General features: G+C 56.8%; 15 protein-coding genes. 8 read left to right on the top strand and 7 right to left on the bottom strand.

Annotation, left to right across the window (positions count from 1 at the left end; genetic code table 11):
- Positions 1-7: 7 nt before the first annotated feature.
- The 4 genes from siaC to ettA form a co-directional block, all read right to left on the bottom strand.
- Entirely contained in the window at positions 8-385 is a 378-nt protein-coding gene (siaC, locus tag ACQKIK_RS05775; protein WP_499135046.1) for a biofilm regulation phosphoprotein SiaC, read from the bottom strand.
- A gap of 20 nt (positions 386-405) precedes the next feature.
- Positions 406-951, bottom strand: a complete 546-nt coding sequence (siaB, locus tag ACQKIK_RS05770; protein WP_064481463.1) for a biofilm regulation protein kinase SiaB — start codon at positions 949-951, stop codon at positions 406-408.
- A 28-nt stretch (positions 952-979) separates the two neighbouring features.
- Positions 980-2,971: a biofilm regulation protein phosphatase SiaA gene (gene siaA / locus ACQKIK_RS05765; RefSeq protein ID WP_499135206.1), complete on the bottom strand. Its 1,992-nt coding sequence runs from the start codon at positions 2,969-2,971 to the stop codon at positions 980-982.
- A gap of 152 nt (positions 2,972-3,123) precedes the next feature.
- On the bottom strand, positions 3,124-4,818 hold the full coding sequence (ettA, locus tag ACQKIK_RS05760; RefSeq protein ID WP_499135045.1) for an energy-dependent translational throttle protein EttA: 1,695 nt from the start codon (positions 4,816-4,818) through the stop codon (positions 3,124-3,126).
- A 148-nt stretch (positions 4,819-4,966) separates the two neighbouring features.
- Between ettA and ACQKIK_RS05755 the strand changes: the two genes are divergently transcribed.
- The 5 genes from ACQKIK_RS05755 to ACQKIK_RS05735 all read left to right on the top strand — a co-directional run bounded on the left by ACQKIK_RS05755 (position 4,967) and on the right by ACQKIK_RS05735 (position 11,157).
- The gene (locus ACQKIK_RS05755) at positions 4,967-6,229 is read left to right on the top strand and encodes a tyrosine-type recombinase/integrase (protein ID WP_499135044.1); all 1,263 of its coding nucleotides are present in this window, start codon (positions 4,967-4,969) and stop codon (positions 6,227-6,229) included.
- Positions 6,226-7,815, top strand: coding sequence for a site-specific integrase (locus ACQKIK_RS05750; protein ID WP_499135042.1), 1,590 nt, complete (start codon positions 6,226-6,228; stop codon positions 7,813-7,815). The genes ACQKIK_RS05755 and ACQKIK_RS05750 overlap by 4 nt, the downstream gene beginning before the upstream one ends.
- Positions 7,812-10,019 carry a hypothetical protein gene (locus tag ACQKIK_RS05745; protein WP_499135040.1) on the top strand — a complete coding sequence of 736 codons (2,208 nt, stop codon included), beginning with the start codon at positions 7,812-7,814 and terminating at the stop codon, positions 10,017-10,019. Before ACQKIK_RS05750 ends, ACQKIK_RS05745 begins: the two co-directional genes overlap by 4 nt.
- A gap of 2 nt (positions 10,020-10,021) precedes the next feature.
- Positions 10,022-10,420 carry a hypothetical protein gene (locus ACQKIK_RS05740; protein WP_499135038.1) on the top strand — a complete coding sequence of 133 codons (399 nt, stop codon included), beginning with the start codon at positions 10,022-10,024 and terminating at the stop codon, positions 10,418-10,420.
- A gap of 266 nt (positions 10,421-10,686) precedes the next feature.
- The gene (locus tag ACQKIK_RS05735; RefSeq protein WP_499135036.1) at positions 10,687-11,157 is read left to right on the top strand and encodes an Xre family toxin-antitoxin system antitoxin; all 471 of its coding nucleotides are present in this window, start codon (positions 10,687-10,689) and stop codon (positions 11,155-11,157) included.
- 12 nt (positions 11,158-11,169) lie between these two features.
- Here the strand turns inward: ACQKIK_RS05735 and ACQKIK_RS05730 are convergent, their stop codons facing one another.
- Together ACQKIK_RS05730 and ACQKIK_RS05725 are read right to left on the bottom strand one after the other, a co-directional pair.
- On the bottom strand, positions 11,170-12,123 hold the full coding sequence (locus ACQKIK_RS05730; RefSeq protein ID WP_499135034.1) for an endonuclease: 954 nt from the start codon (positions 12,121-12,123) through the stop codon (positions 11,170-11,172).
- A 104-nt stretch (positions 12,124-12,227) separates the two neighbouring features.
- Positions 12,228-12,935: an SOS response-associated peptidase family protein gene (locus ACQKIK_RS05725; protein WP_499135033.1), complete on the bottom strand. Its 708-nt coding sequence runs from the start codon at positions 12,933-12,935 to the stop codon at positions 12,228-12,230.
- A gap of 89 nt (positions 12,936-13,024) precedes the next feature.
- On the opposite strand from ACQKIK_RS05725, the gene ACQKIK_RS05720 reads away from it, so the two are divergent.
- Entirely contained in the window at positions 13,025-13,450 is a 426-nt protein-coding gene (locus ACQKIK_RS05720) for a LexA family protein (RefSeq protein WP_045633873.1), read from the top strand.
- Positions 13,438-14,694 (top strand): translesion error-prone DNA polymerase V subunit UmuC, encoded by a 1,257-nt coding sequence (umuC, locus tag ACQKIK_RS05715; RefSeq protein ID WP_499135031.1) that lies wholly within the window; start codon positions 13,438-13,440, stop codon positions 14,692-14,694. The genes ACQKIK_RS05720 and umuC overlap by 13 nt, the downstream gene beginning before the upstream one ends.
- Positions 14,695-15,045: 351 nt before the next feature.
- Here the strand turns inward: umuC and ACQKIK_RS05710 are convergent, their stop codons facing one another.
- Positions 15,046-16,122 (bottom strand): SMEK domain-containing protein, encoded by a 1,077-nt coding sequence (locus ACQKIK_RS05710; protein WP_499135030.1) that lies wholly within the window; start codon positions 16,120-16,122, stop codon positions 15,046-15,048.
- 482 nt (positions 16,123-16,604) lie between these two features.
- Between ACQKIK_RS05710 and ACQKIK_RS05705 the strand changes: the two genes are divergently transcribed.
- Positions 16,605-18,035, top strand: a complete 1,431-nt coding sequence (locus ACQKIK_RS05705) for an IS1182 family transposase (RefSeq protein ID WP_499135028.1) — start codon at positions 16,605-16,607, stop codon at positions 18,033-18,035.
- Positions 18,036-18,223 lie beyond the last annotated feature (188 nt).

Genomic DNA, 18,223 nt, shown 5'->3' with positions numbered 1-18,223 from the left:
GGACCTTCTAATCGTGGCTGAGGATCATGAATGGAAAGGTGCAGTCTTCCTTGAACTCTTCGGCCAGTTCTACCACACGCTCGTTGCGGCGGTCATAGTGCCAGTTGACGGCCACCGCCTTTCCCTCTTGATGGGCGGCTTCGAGCATATCGAAGATGTCCATCACGGCCTTGATGCTGCTGGTATTGAGGTACAGCAGATGCAGTTCCATGCGCAGCGGACGGCCGGCTTCGGCCAGGTAGCGTTCGATCCACTCGATGACCTGGTGGAACAGCTCGTAGGAATTTTCCGGGTAGGAGTCGCCTTGCATGGCGAGCACGCCGTTTTCCCAGTCGGACTGAATGGCTGGCGATGACTGGCTGCCGGCGATGGAGAAATCATTCATGTGCAGTTGGCTCTTGTAAGTCAGATGACCGCGCTCAGGCTGATGAACGAGCGGCCGTTGGCGACGGTTTGCAGCGACGCTTTCAGTGGTTCGCTGGATTTGCGGGCGATGTCGATCAGGCCGAGTCCTGCGCCGCTGACACTGTTGTCTTCGCGTGGCTTGCGCAATTGTTCTTTGTAACGAGCCTTAAGTTGCGCCTTGTCCAGGCGGGCCAGCTCTTCGATGCTGGCGATCAGGGCTTCGCCATCGGCTGTTTCGATCAGATTGCCGGCGGAGACTACATAGCGGCCGTCGGCATCGTTGCGTGCGACCACGACCGTGGCGCCCGCTTCCTGGTCGGCCCAGTTACGGACCTTGGCGTAGTGGCGGATGTTCTGGGTCATCTCGATGTACACCGCAAAAACATCCATTGCCGACGACGGGTTGGCATGATCAGCGGCGAGGTAGTTACGCAGCGCATTGCCGATTTCCTCGATCAGGCTGCGCGAGATCGGGCCGTTGAAGCACAGCATGATCTGCTGCCGGTTGTAGCTTTCGCGCATAGCGAACAGGTCAAGGGTTTCCATGGGGCAACTCAACTCCGGTGGATGGCGCTCAATCGAAACGGAAACACAACATCGTAATGTCGTCACGCTGGGGGTAATCGCCCTGATACTCGTCCAGGGTCGCTTTGAACGCCGCACCCTGTTCGCCCATAGGGAGGCGGGCATGCCGCAGGATCATCTCGGCGAAGCGGCTGTTGCCGAATCCATAGCCCAGCTCACCACCCGCCTGATCGAGGAAGCCATCGGTGGCCAGGTAGAAGGTTCGCCCAGGCTGCAACTCTACCTCAGCATTCTGATATTCGCCGATGCGTCGGTCGCCGATGGCGCGGCGCCCGGCTGGTAATTCGTCGAGGCGTTCGCCATCGCTGTAGTAGAGCGCGATCTTGGCGCCAGCATAAACCACCAGACGACGCTGGAAGTCGACGTAGGCGAGGCCCACATCCATGTTGGTGGCGAGGGCGTGTTGGGTTGAGTCGTCGCGCAGCATCTTGCGCACGATGCCATCGGTGCGCGCGAGAACGGCGGCTGGGTCGGCGTGCCCGGCGTCGGCAATTGCCTGTTCGATTGCAGCGTGAGCGAGCATGGTCATCAGCGCGCCGGGCACACCATGGCCAGCGCAGTCGACCACGCCGAGCAGGCAACCTTGTTCGGTGGCGCGATAGACATAGAAATCGCCGCCAACTACGTCGCGGGGGTGCCAGAGCACGGCGTGGCGTTCGTCGAGGTCGGCCACCAGCTGGCGCTTGGGCAGGATGGCGTGCTGGATCAGGCTGGCGTAGTCGATCGAGTCGTCGATCTTTTTATGTGCGGCGGCCATGTCGCGGTTGGCCTGCTGCAGTTCCCGCGTGCGCTCGTTGACGCGACTTTCCAGCTCGCTGGTGTGGCTATGGATTTTCAGCGCCATGCTGCGAAACGCAGCGCTGAGTTCGCCGATCTCGTCATCCCGATCGGTCGGCAGCGGCGCGTTGTATTGTCCAGCGGCTATAGCCTGGGCGCTCTTGCGCAGTTGCCGCAACGGGCTCAGCACACGACGATCGACCAGCCAGGCGCCGGCTGCAATCAGCAGCAGCAACAGCAGCAACACGGCACCGAGGGCAGGCAGCAGGGGCTTCAGCTCGATGACTTGGGCGGTTCGCAGATCCACGGCGCTGGTGACGAACCATTGCAGTTCCGGAATCCAGGTCAGGGCCAGCAGGCGAGGCTCGCCATCGAGGCTCGCCTTTAACGTGGCCGTCTCGCCAGGATGTTCGCGGCCGTAGCTCATGGCCTGGCGCAGCGCCTTGGCCTGGTCGATATCGTCGAGCAGGCCAAGCAGGCTGGTGGACAGCGAGCGGCCCTGCGAGGTGTCGGCGTTCAGGGTGACGAGATTATGGTTGGGGTGGACCAGGATCGAGCCGTAGCTGTCGAGCACCATCGACTCGACGCCGGTCTTGTCTTCTTCGATGAACTGGGTGACGAACGCGTTCAGGCTGATCCCGGAGCCGACGATGCCGAGCGGGCGACCGCCATCACGGACCACAATGTTGAACCAGATCTTCAGGTCGCCGCTGATGGCCGAGCGGTCGACATTGAGATGATAGGGCGCGTCCGAACGCAGGGTGGCATAGAACCACTCGTCTTCCGGCGCATCGGGCTTCATCTCATAGCGGGGCGCCTCGCTGGGAGGTTGCTGGTCGCCGTTGGAGTAGTAGCGATTGGAGGCTGCCGATGCGGCGAAGTAGGAGTGGTCACTGAGAGCCCGCTGATAGCCAGCCGCCTCGCGGAAAAATAATTCCCGCTTGGCCGGATCATTCTCATCGAGCAGCCAGGCGCGGGTAATCTCCGATTCCGCCAGCCGCTGCGCCAGCGCCAGTTCCCGGGTGACCGGGGCGAACAGTCGTTCACGGTTGAGCTGAACCACGTTGCGCGCATAGGCTTCGCCAAAGCGGCTTTGCACGCCCTGCAATGCTTCGCGGCCAACCAGTACAGTCACTCCGATTGCCAGCAGGAAGGTCAATAGCAACGCCAGCAGTGATTTGCCGCGTAATCCCAGTGCTGCCATGGTGACCGTGACCTTCCCTTGCGATTGCTGCCGGCCTGACATCCAAGTGTCGTGCCAAGCGTCGAAAAAGCGCGATTATCCGGTATTGGGCCAGTTGCCACCAGAGGCGCTTCGCCACACAAAAACGGAGCCTTTCGGCTCCGCGGTTGATGCTACTGGGCAAGCTTCTTGTATTTCACCCGATGCGGCTGGGAGGCTGCATCGCCGAGGCGCTTCTTGCGATCGGCCTCGTACTCGGTGTAGTTGCCCTCGAAGAATACGATGCTGCCGTCATCCTCATAGGAAAGGATGTGTGTGGCGACGCGGTCGAGGAACCAACGATCGTGGGAGATCACGATGGCAGCGCCGGGGAAATCCAGCAGCGCTTCTTCGAGTGAGCGCAAGGTTTCCACGTCGAGGTCGTTGGAGGGTTCGTCGAGTAGCAGTACGTTGGCGCCTTCTTTCAGCGTCAGCGCCAGGTGCAAGCGACCGCGCTCACCGCCGGAGAGATCCTTGACGAACTTCTGCTGGTCACCGCCCTTGAAGTTGAAACGCCCCACGTAGGTGCGCGAGGGGACTTCGTAGTTGCCGATGCGAATCATGTCGGCGCCGTCCGACACTGCTTCCCATACGGATTTGCTGCCGTCCAGGTCATCGCGGCTCTGATCGACACAGGCGACCTGCACTGTATCGCCGATCTCGATGCTGCCCGAATCCGGCTGCTCCTTGCCCATGATCATGCGGAACAGCGTCGACTTGCCCGCACCGTTGCCGCCAATCACGCCAACAATGGCGCCCTTGGGCATGCTGAACGACAGGTTCTCGATCAGCACACGGTCGCCGTAACCCTTGGTCACATTGTGGAAGTCGATGACCTTGTCACCCAGGCGCGCGCCGGCCGGAATGTAGATTTCGTTGGTTTCGCTGCGCTTCTGGAATTCCTGCGACTGCATTTCCTCGAAGCGCTGCAAGCGTGCCTTGGACTTGGATTGGCGGGCCTTGGCGCCTTTGCGCACCCACTCCAGTTCTTCCTTCATGGCCTTTTCATGGGCCGACTGCTGCTTGGATTCCTGCGCCAGGCGGTTGGATTTGGCTTCCAGCCAGCCGGAGTAGTTGCCCTCGTAGGGAATGCCCTGGCCGCGGTCGAGTTCCAGAATCCAGCCGGCGACGTTGTCCAGGAAGTAGCGATCGTGGGTGATCGCGACGACGGTGCCGGTGAAGTCGTGGAGGAAGTGTTCCAGCCAGGCCACCGAGTCGGCGTCCAGGTGGTTGGTTGGTTCGTCAAGCAGCAGCATGTCGGGGGCCGAGAGCAGCAGACGGCACAGCGCCACGCGGCGCTTTTCACCGCCGGACAGGTGCTCGACCTTGGCGTCCCATGGCGGCAGGCGCAGGGCGTCGGCGGCGACTTCCAGTTGGCGCCCGAGGTTATGCCCGTCGCTGGCCTGCAGGATGGCTTCCAGTTTGGCCTGCTCGGCTGCGAGCTTGTCGAAATCGGCATCCGGCTCAGCGTAGGCGGCGTAGACTTCGTCCAGGCGCGCCTGGGCATCCTTGATGCTGCTGACGGCTTCTTCCACGACTTCGCGAACCGTCTTGTTCGGGTCGAGCTCCGGCTCCTGCGGCAGGTAGCCGACATTCAGTTCGGGCATCGCCCGCGCTTCGCCGTCGAACTCTTTATCGACCCCAGCCATGATCTTCAGCAGGGTGGACTTGCCCGAACCGTTGAGACCCAGCACACCGATCTTGGCGCCGGGAAAGAAGGACAGGGAAATGTTCTTGAGGATTTCACGCTTCGGTGGAACGACTTTGCCAAGCCGATGCATGGTGTAGACGTAAGAGCCTGTTTTGCCTGCTTTGTCACTTTTGGACATGGTTTGATTCGCCTTTAATCCGGTATTTTCAGTGTGTTGAGGGTGGAGGCAGGCGCTTAAATTCTGGAAATTAAAACGTTAAGTTTTGCGCTGACTGTCCGATACCCCTGACTCTACTCAGAAAAGTTAAGTTTTATGAGGGAGCAACATGGGTTTCCAGGTCATAGAGCAGGTGGTGAATGCTGCTCGAAGAAAGCTGTTGGTGCAAGACTACATCCCTGTGTACTACCCCAACCTATACATCACCATGGAGCACTCGGGCAGAGCCCTCGAAACTACCAAGAAGTACCTTGAGCATCTGGCTGTGTTTGAGGAATTTCTGGCGTTTTCCTCCATTGATCTGATTTCTCACCTCGAACAGCGCCCTCATAGCCGGTACCTGACAGACAGTGAGCTTTCTAGGTTTGTGTCGGATGCGGGGTTTAGCAAGGAAACCCTGGCCATGAAGTATGCGGGGATGCGTTTGCATCCGACTGCATACAAATCCGTTGGCAAAGTCCATGCGCGACAGCGAATCGAGGCGGTACGCGACTATCTGGCCTTCCTCTATGACAAGTTGGGTGATCACTCAACACGACATGAGGCGATTGACGATCTGAAGAAGCGCATCAACCGCAAGATCAAAGCAGCCAGCCCTGCGTGGAAAAAAACGCGAACGGACGAAATGAAAGGGCTTACCAGCCAGGAGCGAACTCGATTGCTGGAAATCATGCATCCGGATAGCGCTGAAACCCCCTTTTCAGATGAAGCCATCAAGCTGCGTAACTACATCATCTTGCTGCTGTGTCTCGATATGGGGCTGCGGCGCTCCGAGATGCTGCTGATCAAGATCAGCGATATTCACTGGCACAGTCGTCAACTAGCGGTGGTTAACCTGGAGGATGAGAGCCTCGATCCCCGAACGATGGCCCCGCAATTCAAAACCAACGAGCGCATGCTGGTGATGACCGATGACCTGTATGACGCAATAACAGAGTATGAATCGAAATATCGTCACAGGAAGCCCCGTAGCGGCACATCGCAAGCGAGAAAGCATCCGTTTTTGCTGGTGGCGCACAAGCGAAATGAGGGCGGACCTTTGACCATCAAGGCAGTGGATGGCGTTCTGTCCAGGGTCCGAGAAATAGCGCCGGAACTGGCCCATGTGCACACGCATACTCTAAGGCATGACGCGGTCTACACGATGCTGGAAAGCATGCGCGAGGAACTGGCAGTGCTCACGCCGGAAGATCGCACCACCCAAGTACAAAAGACCCTTACATGGATGTTCGGTTGGAGTCCCGACTCGATCATGCCGGGTCTCTACGGCGCCAAATTCTGGAAGGAAGAGGCAGACAAAGCGATACAGAAACGGGCCGAGCGGTTTAAGGCCATCCGTCAGAAGGCCGAAACACAAGGCGGCTCAGAGTGAACATCTCCGTCGAAGCACTTCAGGCACCCAAGAAGGACAGCTTCGATGCGTGGCTGAACACACCTCGCCTGGCGAAATGTGGAGAGGTGTTCACACCCACCGAACCGTTGTGGAAACCGGATAAAGCGGCTGGTAGTTCAGTCAACTGGGAAGCAGCTATTGCCTGCGTCTCGCCGGATTGGCAGCCCTGGTTGCACGCCGCCCTGGCGTACCGAATGGCCGAGCAGGCAGCGGACACGGTTGCTCGCTGCGCCAGTGTGTTGTCGCGGGCCGCTCAGGCCGGGCTTGCCCCACTCAACGAGGATCACCTGATCGATCTGCGGGAGCGCTTTAGCGATAATGAGTTTAGTGCCATTGCCGCTTTCATCGCGTTTTGGCACGACTGCGAATCCCTTGAACAGCGCCCGTCGCAAACCCTGGTCGATGCCTACAAAAAACTGCCCAGGAAAAAGAAATCCAGCAATGATGTGATACTCAGCCTGGACCCCGAAAAAGGCCCGTTAACTCGGTTTGAGCAGGACTCGCTGCATCAATGGATACATGAGCATTTTTGTCACGGTCAGTTAGACCCCGAGCAGTACCTTTACCTGCGCATCTTGATGATTTACGGCCAGCGAGGCACTCAGATACGCATGATGGTTTTTCGTGATTTCACGAAGTCCGACCAAGGCTGCAAGATCAGGATTCACTATGCAAAGCTAAAAGACGACGAGGCGGGTTGGCGAAAAAAGTCCGAAATATTCAGTCTGGATGAGGACCTGTACAACACCGTACAGGCCTACAAGTCAATGGTTCTGGCGCAACTATGGCAAACGTATCCAGACGGTGTCGACTGGGATGCAGCGATTGAGAATGTGCCCCTCTTTCGTCAGAAGCTGGATGATAACAAAGCAGGACCTCGGGAGCGGCTGAATCCCCCTGTTTTGCTCGATAGCCCCCGTCAACAAGGCCTCGAAGACACGCCGGATTCGACCTTTCATGTCTCATCAGGCACGATCAGCGTCTGGCTTGCGCGCATCGAGCGGATGGAGGGCTTTCCGATTTCGCCTCGCACCCATCAGCCGCTGAAAGTGACGCGGGGGCACCGGTTCAGGCACACCCTCGGCACGGACCTTTCCAATGCGGGGCTTGATGAGTGGGCGATGGCCCGCGCATTGATGCACAACGATACTCGGGCAGTGCGAAAGTACCGCGCCGTGTCACCGGAGTTGCTGGCGTTGATCGACGCGAAGATGAGCGACCATATGGCCCTAGTTGTGAATGCGTTCACCGGAGTTATCGTCACGGAACGCACCTCAGCGATAAACGGGGATCGAGCGGATCGACTAATTGAGGATGTGGCAGTGTGCGGTGCCACTGCCACCTGCCATCTCGATGCGCCTTACACCTGTTATGCATGCGGAAAATTCCAGCCCCTTCTGGATGCCAATCACAGCGCGATCCTTGAGCGATTGGAGCGTCGTCGGGCGCAAACTATTGACACCGATAAAACGACCGGTGTGCTCTGGGATCGGGCCATTCTGGCTTGCCGCAAGGTGATTCTGGATTGTGAGGCCATGCGCCGCTCAGGGAGGAAAGGCGAATGACCGATAACATTGTCGATTTTAAGCCCAAGAGCGAGCTGACTGCAGAGGCTCAGCTCGCGGCGTTTATCGAATGGGCCAAACTGACCCTACCCAAAGGCGTACCCAATCGAGTGCATGCGAGCATCCGCTGGGAAGACGGCAGTTGGCACCTACATGGCTTCTATGGCTGTAATTTTACGGCACTCGGATCGACCAATGCTGCCCCAAAGCCGATGCAGGCACCCTTCACAGATTTTGCCAAAGCCATACTCGTCTACCGAAAGGTGTATTTGCAGAAAAAGTCGACAAAAGACAGGCTGAGCGCCCTGATGGCGCTTGAAGTAGCTCTGTTCGAGTTGACCGGCACGCGGGATGTGACGCGGGTGTCCGCCGCTGTCTGCAATCGAGCGTGCGACCACATGGACCGTCACTATACAAACCGTGACAACGCATACCGTTTGAGTAAGTCACTTGAGGCGATTATCGACCTGATGCGGGAAAAAAAACTGCTCAAGTCGGATTTCCGGTGGAAATCTTATCTGACTCTAAGGCCGCGTGGCACGCTCAAGCAGCAAAGAGCGGATCGGGAACAGAAGCTGCCCGACCCTGAAGCGATCAAAGCCCTCGGTGAAGTGTTCGCTAACGAATTGACCAACCCCCTCGATATCGTTGTGACATCCGCCTCTGCGCTATTGCTGAGTGTAGCCAGTCGCGTGGGTGAATTAGCGGATGTTGAGTTGAATTGTAAGGTATTCAAAGAGGATGCCCAGGGCAATCAGCGCATGTTCCTGCGCTGGTACGCGGAAAAGATGAACAAGGTTGTGCTGAAGCCCCTCGTTAAGCCTGAGATGGAGCCTGTCGTCGAGCGGGTCTTCACGTTACTAAAACCGATCACCGATGAAGCGCGAACTTACGCCGGCTGGCTGGAAGACAATCCCGATGAGTTTCCGCCCCATGGTGGGCTGCCACCCAAGGGGCCTGATGAACCGCTGACATACGCCGAAGCCTGTGCCGCACTGAAACTCAAATTTGATGAGAGCGCCCCGCGAAGCATATTCAATAGGTTCCTGAAAAGCATGGAGAAGCGGGAGGCGCTCAGCCCCGCCACCCGAGATATCTTGGCCGAGATCCGTAACGGGTGGGATTCCAGCGCAAGGAAGCGCATATATTTTAAGGACAAGCATGGAGCACATGGTTATGAGTTTAACGACCGGTTTGTGATCACGCTGCGCAAGCTCAATGTGCTGTTGCGGGAGAAGTATCTTCCAAAGGACTTCCCATACACCACGCCGTACACGGAGAGCAAATCTCGGGTGAAGTACCGTGATGCGTTGTTCACCGTGCGCACAGGAGCAATGGCTGGAGACTCAGGTGCAGCTGTTAGGACACCCGGGTTTGGCGTGGAGATCGCGGCGAACTCTGCCCGAATGAATGTGCAATTAGGCGGTTCGAAAGACCAGGCCAGGAAAAGCCTGTTTGAGCGCTGGGGCTACAAAGGTATCAAGGTCAGCACGCATGCGTTTCGGCACGAATTAAACACGCGGATGCACCAGGCCGGTCTGTCGCAGCTCCTGATTGACGCCTTCTCCGGGCGCACGACGATGGGATCGGTTTACAACCACGAGACCATCGAGGAGCGCACCCAAGGGGTTGCGGCTTACCACCCCAAAACAAAGAACAGCACCGCTGCTCAGCGTCTGGACAAGGTAAAAACCAATCAGCCCCTGAATCTTGCTGATGTAAGGGAACTGCGCGAGGGTGAGCAGGACCGCATTATCCATCAAACCCATCTCGGCGTTTGTGTGCACAATCTTGCGTCCGAGCCCTGCCCGAAAATGGGTGCCTGTTTGGACTGCGGTCGGCTGGGCTGCGTCAAGGGGGATGACGTGAAGCTGGGCAACCTCAGGGAAGAAAGCAACGACCTTAAACGCCGCCTCGATAAAGCCCTGGATGCGCAGTCTCGGGGCGTGTTTGGGGCGTCGGAGTCGGCCAAAAAACTCGGTGAGAAGCTCTTCAAGTGCGAGGCGCTCATCCAAATGCTGGAAAACCCGGAACTCGAAAACGGTGCCATTGTGTGGAACGCCGATAACGGTTGGACGCTGACCAAGAACGCCGCCGCAATGTCGGAACTGATCGAAGTCAAGGTCATTGAAGAGAACCAGGCGCAAGAGGCGTTGCCATCGTTGGATGACGTCTTGGCCTTGCTGGATGAGATCGAGGGTTAACGATGGGGCATTTAACGCCAAAGGATGAGAAACGCATCATTAAACTAATTGAGGAATGGTCAGAGCCGAAGCTGACCTGGCCTTTGCTCGTTGAGGCCTGCAAAGAAAAATTGGGTATCAGTCGTGCTCGCCAATCCCTGATGAAGCTACCTGCCGTGGATTTAGCGATGAAGAATTGCAAGGCGGCATTGAAGGCTCAGAAGCTTAAGCCGGGCTGGATTGCCGATATTCAAGCAGCCAACGAGCGCATTGAGGAACTGACAGCGACCAAACAAAAGCTGTTAGCTGCTGTTCGAGATATGCATAGCCGGTTTTTGATCTGGCAAGCCAACGCGGATATGTATGGGCTAACGCAATCTATGTTGGAGCGGCCTGTTTCACAGCTTCAAAAGAAGATCTGATCCGGTGTTCGGAAACTTATACTTGGAAAAGACTCATGGCAGCGCGCCCTGAAGTCCGAGCACTCGGACCATGCTCCGCGCTAGGTACTGGAGGGGTACGAGTCGATGACCCGGCCATCTTGCAAGCTATAAGTATTCGTCCGGCCAAAATACGCGCAAGTCATCGAGACGATGGGCAGAGCGATACCATCCAAGCACCTACCTGCCATATGGTGCGCCAAATGGCTCTAAAATCCATGTCATATGTAGCATCCGGAGGTCATGTCATGGATTCCTCACACGCTTGCGCTCGCTGGGCAGCGCCCGCCCCTCGTAAGCCAACGGAATACCTTCTGCGAAAAAGTACTGACCAGCTCAGCCCGGCCATGGTCTACAAGCTCACGGTCAAAGGCTTTCATCTGGAAGACGTGAGAGACATGCTTGCGCTATCTGATCTGTATTCAACTAAGAAGATCATGAGTCGCATTGTTGGTAAGTCCATCAGAACCATTCGGCGCCAGGGCAATAAGCAACCAGCACACCTAAATTCGTGGCAGAGCGCCATTGCTTTTCAGTACGCGAAAGTGCTGGAACACGCGACCCACGTGTTCGGCACTCAGAAGCTGGCTGAAGAATGGCTAGGGCGGCCCTGCAGGTATTTGGACGGCGAAGTGCCGCTGGACGTTATTGATAACCCCGTAGGGTTTCTGGTACTCGAGGATTATCTTGAGCGCATCGAGTTCGGGGTCTACCAGTGAATCCAAAAAGAACTAGCGACAGTTCCCGGCCTTCCTGTAGCCCGCGGCGATGGCTGCGGACTCGTTGGAGAAGATCTCCTGGTTCTTAGGCGCCACTTTGGCGTAGCTCGGGCAGTCCTGCGGCAGGTGATACACCCGGCTGTTCCGGTTTCCAATGATCACGTCACGGGCCACGGCTTTAGCGGAAGGGGGCGCTGCGATCCTGGTAGGAAGCAGGCTCACAAGCCCTTCTCGCAATGGCTTGTGCCCCAATGTCCAAGCGCGCTCGCCAGTAATGAAGGGGTTGTGGTGCCCCATGACTTTTGCCGTGCGGCCGTCCCACTCCCGTTCCCACGTCGAAACCGGATGCTGGCGATCCCAGGCCATCAGCAGCTGTTGTTGTTGACGCGACATCGTTAAACCATAGCGGTCGTACATGTAGAATGTTGATCTGGCAACCAGGCCCTTCACCTCATCACGCGGCTCGGCGGAGCGTGCCTTGAAGTCCACTCTGGTGGTGCATGCGCCGTAGAGGGCAGCGCCGCCAGCCACCAACCCATACTGGTAATTGCTGCGGTCGCCGTTCACTTCACCCACGGACGGGTAAAGATTAAAAAGGTCGGCCTCCATCGCCCTGAAGACTGGGTCGTCCGCCACGCAGTGCTTCCTCCCACCGTTCTGCCAGCACTGCCGTTGGTGGCCGAAGATCCAGGCTGGCACGATGTGTTCCCATTCAATCCGCTCCGCGCGCGTCTGCTGAGCACGCGTATCGTAACCGCACGAGGCGGCGTCGATTCGCCCGCCTGATTTGCCTACCCACTTCCATGCGCAGCCGCAGTAAAGGTCTCCGAGCCCGGTAGACGCCTGGTCATAGAACACCTTGTTCTTGGCGATCGCTTTTGCGGCGGTGAAGGTCGACGGTGGTTCGGCGAGGGCGAGGGAGGTGATGGCCAGCGTGGCAAGGCTCGCCACTATCAAGCGCTTCATGGGGGCTACTCGGGTAAAACGAAACGGCATTGTACGGATTAGGCTGGCGGTGCCCAGCGCCTCAAGGCCTAGGTAGTAAAAGGGCCTATGAACCCCCGCTATGCCTATAAAGAAGGGTTGTCGATTTGCTCGATCAAGTGCGCACCTTCGTTCCTCACGTTCCCGACCGCCCGGTCCACTGCGTACCATTCGAATGCTCGCACCGGCAGCGCCAAATTACTCACGAGTTCCTCGGCGCGCTCGGGCGATATGCCGGGCTCTATCCATTCCCGCGCTAAATCCGGAGGCAGCACGACTGGCCGCCGGTCGTGGATGTCGAGCATCCCTTGGTCGCTGTCCGCCGTGATGATCACGAACCCGTCGCCTTCCTGCTCTTCCATCCTGTCTTCTCGCCTGAACTGCCCCAGCGCCGCGAACCACATCGGCTCGCCTGATCTCAATCGGATGTAGTAAGCCTGCTTCTTTTTTGGATCGACCGGGTCTTTCACCCACTCGTACCAGCCGTCAGCGCTGACCAACATGCGGCCGGTGCGCCAGACATCCCGAAAAAACTTGCTGGTGGAGGCCGTCTCCACGCGAGCGTTAATTGCCGGCGGGCGTTTGCCCTTGGCCCACCAGGGCTGGTAACCCCACGGGAGCTTGGCCATGCGCAGGCCGGAAGCGGTCTCGAAGAACACTAATACTCTGGAGCGGGGCGGTACGTTGTAACGGCCGATGGGCTCTGGGTCGATGCCGCTATCGATGGGCTTGTCGTAGCGCAGCGCCTCGAGGTACTCAATCGCTGTTCGGTATTGGCTGAATCGTCCGCACATGAACCCTCCGGTCATCGCAGTTAAATTGACCTGCGTGGCGCTCCTCTGGTATCTGTATATATATACAGTTATCGCAGAGCAGTACGACTATGCGGGTCACTATTCTGGGGCGCCTCAGCCCCGCAAAAATATTCTCTCAGTACGTGGACAGCCGGGTGCCGGCGGGTTTCCCATCACCTGCCGCCGACTATGAGGAGCTCACCCTATCGATCGACGACTTGGTCGATTTGCGGGCGCCCAATGTCTACCTAGTGCGAGTGAGCGGGCCAAGTATGATCGGCGCTGGGATCTATGACGGGGATGTGCTAGTGGTCAACCGCGCCCTCGAGGCGCGGTCGGGCAACGTAGTTGTCGCGTACGTGGATGGCGGGATGACGGTCAAGCGCCTGCAGATCTCCGCTGCGGGCGTGTGGCTGCAACCCGAGAACACCGATTACAGGGCGTTAGCTGTCACCGAATCGCTGCACGTGTGGGGCGTGGCCACGCACAACCTGCACAGCCTATGTTCGCGCTAATCGACTGCAACAGCTTCTACGCCAGCTGTGAGCGCGTCTACCGACCCTGGCTCGGCGACGTGCCAGTCGTGGTGCTGAGCAACAATGACGGCTGCGTCATTGCTCGCACCCGCGAGGCTAAGCGCTTAGGGATCCCTATGGGCGCACCATACTTCCAGTGGCGAGACCAGATGCGGGAGTGGGGCGTAGTCTGCTTCTCTAGTAACTACGAGCTCTACGGTCAGATGAGCGCGCGCGTGATGACCACGCTTGAGGAGATGTTCCCGCGACTGGAGGTGTACAGCATCGACGAGGCATTCGCCGATCTGACTGGTCTGGAGAGTGACCTGGTCGAGATGGGACGCGAGGCAAGGGCTCGGGTACTGCTGTGGACTGGCATCCCAGTGGGCGTTGGCATCGGGCCCACTAAGACGCTAGCCAAGCTGGCTAACTGGGCGGCCAAAACCTGGCGCAAATCGGAAGGGGTAATTGACCTGCGCGATCCATCTAGACGCGATCGCCTGCTGCAGATGACTGACGTGAGCGAAGTGTGGGGCGTCGGCCGCCGGCTAACCGCCCGGCTTCAGCCGCTGGGCATCAAGACGGCCTGGGACCTGGCCCAGTATGACCCGGCGTCACTTCGCCGACAGTTCAGTGTAGTGCTGGAAAAAACAGCCCGCGAACTTCGCGGGATCTCGTGCCTGCAGCTTGAGGAAGCCGTGCCGCCGCGGCAGATAATCTGCAGTAGCAAGATGTTTGGTGCTCGGGTGCGCGAGTTACCGCCGATCCGCGAGGCGGTTGCCGCCTACGTGTCCAAGGCGGCAGAAAAGATGCGCGCGCAGGGTAGCCTTGCCGGTGCCCTGCAGGTGGCCATCCGCACCGGCATGCATAACCCCGACCAGCCGCGCTACGCCAACGCTATCAAATGCCCTCTGCCGTACCCCACCGACGATACTCGCGTGCTCGCCGCAGCGGCAATTCGCGGCTTGGATGCCATCTACCGCCCCGGCTACGCCTACAGCAAAGCTGAGTTGATGCTGATGGACCTGCGCCAGCGCGGAGAATTCACAGGCGACCTATTCAAGGCCGCACCTCGCCCTGGCGCTGATCGGCTGATGGCCGTAATCGACCGCATCAACGCCAGCGAGGGCAGCGGGACATTGCGACTCGGTCGCATCCCCGCCGCCCCTGAGTGGGCGATGCGGCGCGAGATGATGTCGCAGCGGTACACGACGAGGTGGGATGAGTTAATGGTCGTGAGATGAGCGTTGCTTGGGATTGCTGAGTGACAGCGATCGGCCAAAAGCGGTCATTGGCTCACTACCCATACGCGACGACATCCCCAGAGAATCATCTCGGCAGAGTTCGCCAAATTCGGCTACATCGCTAGGTAATCACACCCAATGTCCGAGGCCGTTACCCCTCAATTACATTTTTATGCCATGCACATAGCTGAACTAGCTAAATGCCATCTGACATCAATGCTCACAGGTTTAGCTGTGGGATAGGCATATGTCGACGATTGAACAAGAGCCAGTAGTTACGGATGATTTTGAATCATGGCTAAGACGCTTAAAGCTTACGCCTGAGCAGAGTAGAAACACCCAAGAGATGAATCAAAATTCCGAAAAATCAATCTCACCTATCACTTTCTTAAATGACAATTGGTTGTCGATGACAAATTGATAGAATCCTAATCTTAGGCTTTCACAACTCAGGCCGATTCTAAGCCCAATTTCAGCTGGCAATTTTTCGTTAAGATAATACTCATCCGCGCTTACTTGAAGCAGATTTTCCGCCTCAAGTAAAGATAATTCGACATGAACCTCGCCCGGTGGATATGTTTTTGTTATCGAGGGAAGAAATAAACTCACATTATCCGAAAAGCGATAATTCATTGGCTCTGCGCGCTCATGGAGCTCTGCAAAAAACTCCCGAGTAATACGTGGAAGCTTGCGCAGTCGGCTACAAAAATCCTTTAGTGAATTACAAACTTCGTCGACTTCTTCCTGTGTAGGCAATCTATTTATATTCGCAAGTTTTAAATCCCACTCGGCAAACTTCTGACCAGTTCCAATTCTAGGAACCCCCCGGGCTTCCCACAACGCATAGCCGCTCACAGGGTAATTGCCGAGCTCATCAGGCACCTGTAGTTCGATTTTTACCTTAGCCATTTGCTCTTGGATCAATCTGTGCAGAGACTGCAGCTTCGAAAACTCCAATCCCATAGCATCTCGCGCCAAGTCTACCAGGTCCCAAATGTCGGCGCTCGTGTCAAATGACAGTTCAGCGGGAATACCACTTGCTGAACGGTCTTTTAATGCTTCAGCTACAGCTTGATAGCTCCCTTGCTTCTCTCCTACAACCAGAACTACGAAGCGCTCAAAATTCTGAATTTGATCGGGCGTAATATTTTTTAAAGTCTTTTTAACCTTCTCGCTCGTTTTGGATGTTGTAACTTGTATCGCAATTCTCGCGATACCGTCACAGAGGTCAACACCTGGCTCATTGGAGCGATCTTCATTTGTATTTTTTAACGAATATCCTTTTGTAATGTTTATCACTTCCCGGAAGAAATTTTCACTGAATACTGATAGGTCGGTAAGGCCCAGCTGATTCCGTAGCTTAGCTTGCTCACTGACAGCCGAGAATTCGTCTATTATTTGACCGATGAGATAGCCTCTAGAGATCATGCAAACTCCTTTTATTTCAATAATATGTTCTGGCCAAGTTTAGCGAGATGCCGGTGGTTGTAAGATGGAGGTGATTTACTGCTCTGGGCTGTAGCTTTCCCTCATAACCTATCGCTTCCGAGCAGAGGCCGCCATAGGGATAAACGGGCACCCGCCTGCCACTGCAAGACTGAAGCAATCGCGATCGCTCCATGCACCCTATCGCAGTAACGCGTGGGTCAGCGATGATGAAAAGCATCCCCCAAAAGGGGGGCCATCAGAAGTGACCCGGCTGATAGAATCTAATGGACAACCGCCTAGGGTATTGCACTGCCCCAGTCTTTGCACTCCACGATGTTTCTGATTTGTGTCCCCGCTGACTGTTTCAATCACATGGCAGCATCACACTTGCGCCTGAAGGTCCGCTTTTGGCCCAGAGTGTGTAAAAACGCCCGTACAAACCCTTGCTATGATTTCTGAGAGCTTCATCGCAAGGGAAGTCCATGAAACGGTTTATCCAGGGTGAACACCGAGGTCAAAGCACCTTGCTTCCTGAAAGCCTCGACGACTACGTCAGCGATACCAATCCGGTGCGCGTGGTAGATGTCTTCGTCGATGAACTCGACCTTGCCACGTTGGGTTTTGAAGGTGTCATTCCAGCCGAAACCGGCCGACCTGCGTACCACCCAGCGATCCTGCTGAAGATCTATATCTACGGTTATCTGAACCGCATTCAATCCAGCCGACGTCTTGAGAAAGAAGCCCAACGCAACGTTGAGCTGATGTGGTTAACCGGGCGCTTGATGCCCGACTTCAAGACCATCGCCAACTTCAGGAAGGACAACAGCAAAGCCATTCGTGGGGTCTGCCGCCAGTTCGTTGTGCTGTGCCAGCAGCTTGGGCTTTTTGGAGAAAACCTGGTCGCCATCGACGGCAGTAAATTCAAGGCAGTGAACAATCGTGACCGCAACTTCACCAGCGCCAAACTCAAGCGGCGAATGGAAGAGATTGAGTCGAGCATCAGCCGTTACCTGGCTGCACTTGATGCGGCGGATCGGCAAGTGCCAACTGCCTTCGAACCAGACACTACGCGCCTCGCAGAGAAAATCGAAAAGCTTAAAACTCAAATGAAAGAGCTTCAGCTGATTGAATCTCAGCTTAACGATTCGCCTGACAAGCAGGTCTCGCTGACCGATCCAGATGCCCGTTCGATGATGACGCGTGGCAACGGAATCGTCGGCTACAACGTGCAAACAGCGGTCGACACCCAGCACCATTTGATCGTCGCTCACGAAGTCACCAACGTCGGCTCTGACCGCGACCAGCTCAGCTCGATGGCGAAACAGGCTCGGGAGGCCATGGCTTCAGAAACGCTGGCGGTAGTGGCTGATCGAGGTTACTTCAAGGGCGAAGAAATCCTGGCCTGCCACGACGCAAACATCACCGCCTACGTGCCAAAGCCGATGACTTCAAGTGCCAAGGCAGATGGGCGTTTCAGCAAAGACGCCTTCGTTTATGACGCGACGAAAAACGAATACATCTGCCCGGCGGGAGAGGCGTTGCCCTGGCGCTTCTCCAGTGTTGAGAAAGGCATGAATATGCACTGTTACTGGAGTTCAAGTTGCCAGAGTTGCGCGCTAAAAACTCAGTGCACGCCGAGCAAAAATCGGCGAGTAAGGCGCTGGGAGCATGAAGCTGTGCTGGAGAAAATGCAGCGCCGTCTGAACCAAGCGCCAGAGATGATGCGGGTTCGTAAACGGACTGTTGAGCACCCCTTCGGGACGCTCAAACAATGGATGGGCTCGACGCATTTCTTGACTCGTAGGCTCGCAGGAGTCAGCGCGGAGATGAGCCTGAATGTGCTCGCTTACAACATGAAGCGGGTTATGAAAATCATCGGCACCGAAGGCTTGCTGAGGGCGATGGCGGCGTAAAAACCCCCGTATTTCGCGGCTCCGGTAGGCGCTTAAGCGCTTTATATACGCTCTGGACGTTACCGGTGCTAATAGTGGTAAATGCTTAGGCAATCGCTTCGTCCAGCAGCGCTGGGCTGCGGCACCCAAGCTACGAAAGTGTTTTTACACGCTCTGGGCCGATAGCTGCCGCCGGCGAAGGTCTGCTT

It is taken from the genome of Pseudomonas sp. NPDC047961 (assembly GCF_050272435.1).
Classification (GTDB): domain Bacteria; phylum Pseudomonadota; class Gammaproteobacteria; order Pseudomonadales; family Pseudomonadaceae; genus Stutzerimonas.
This window is presented reverse-complemented; position numbering and strand designations above follow the sequence as displayed.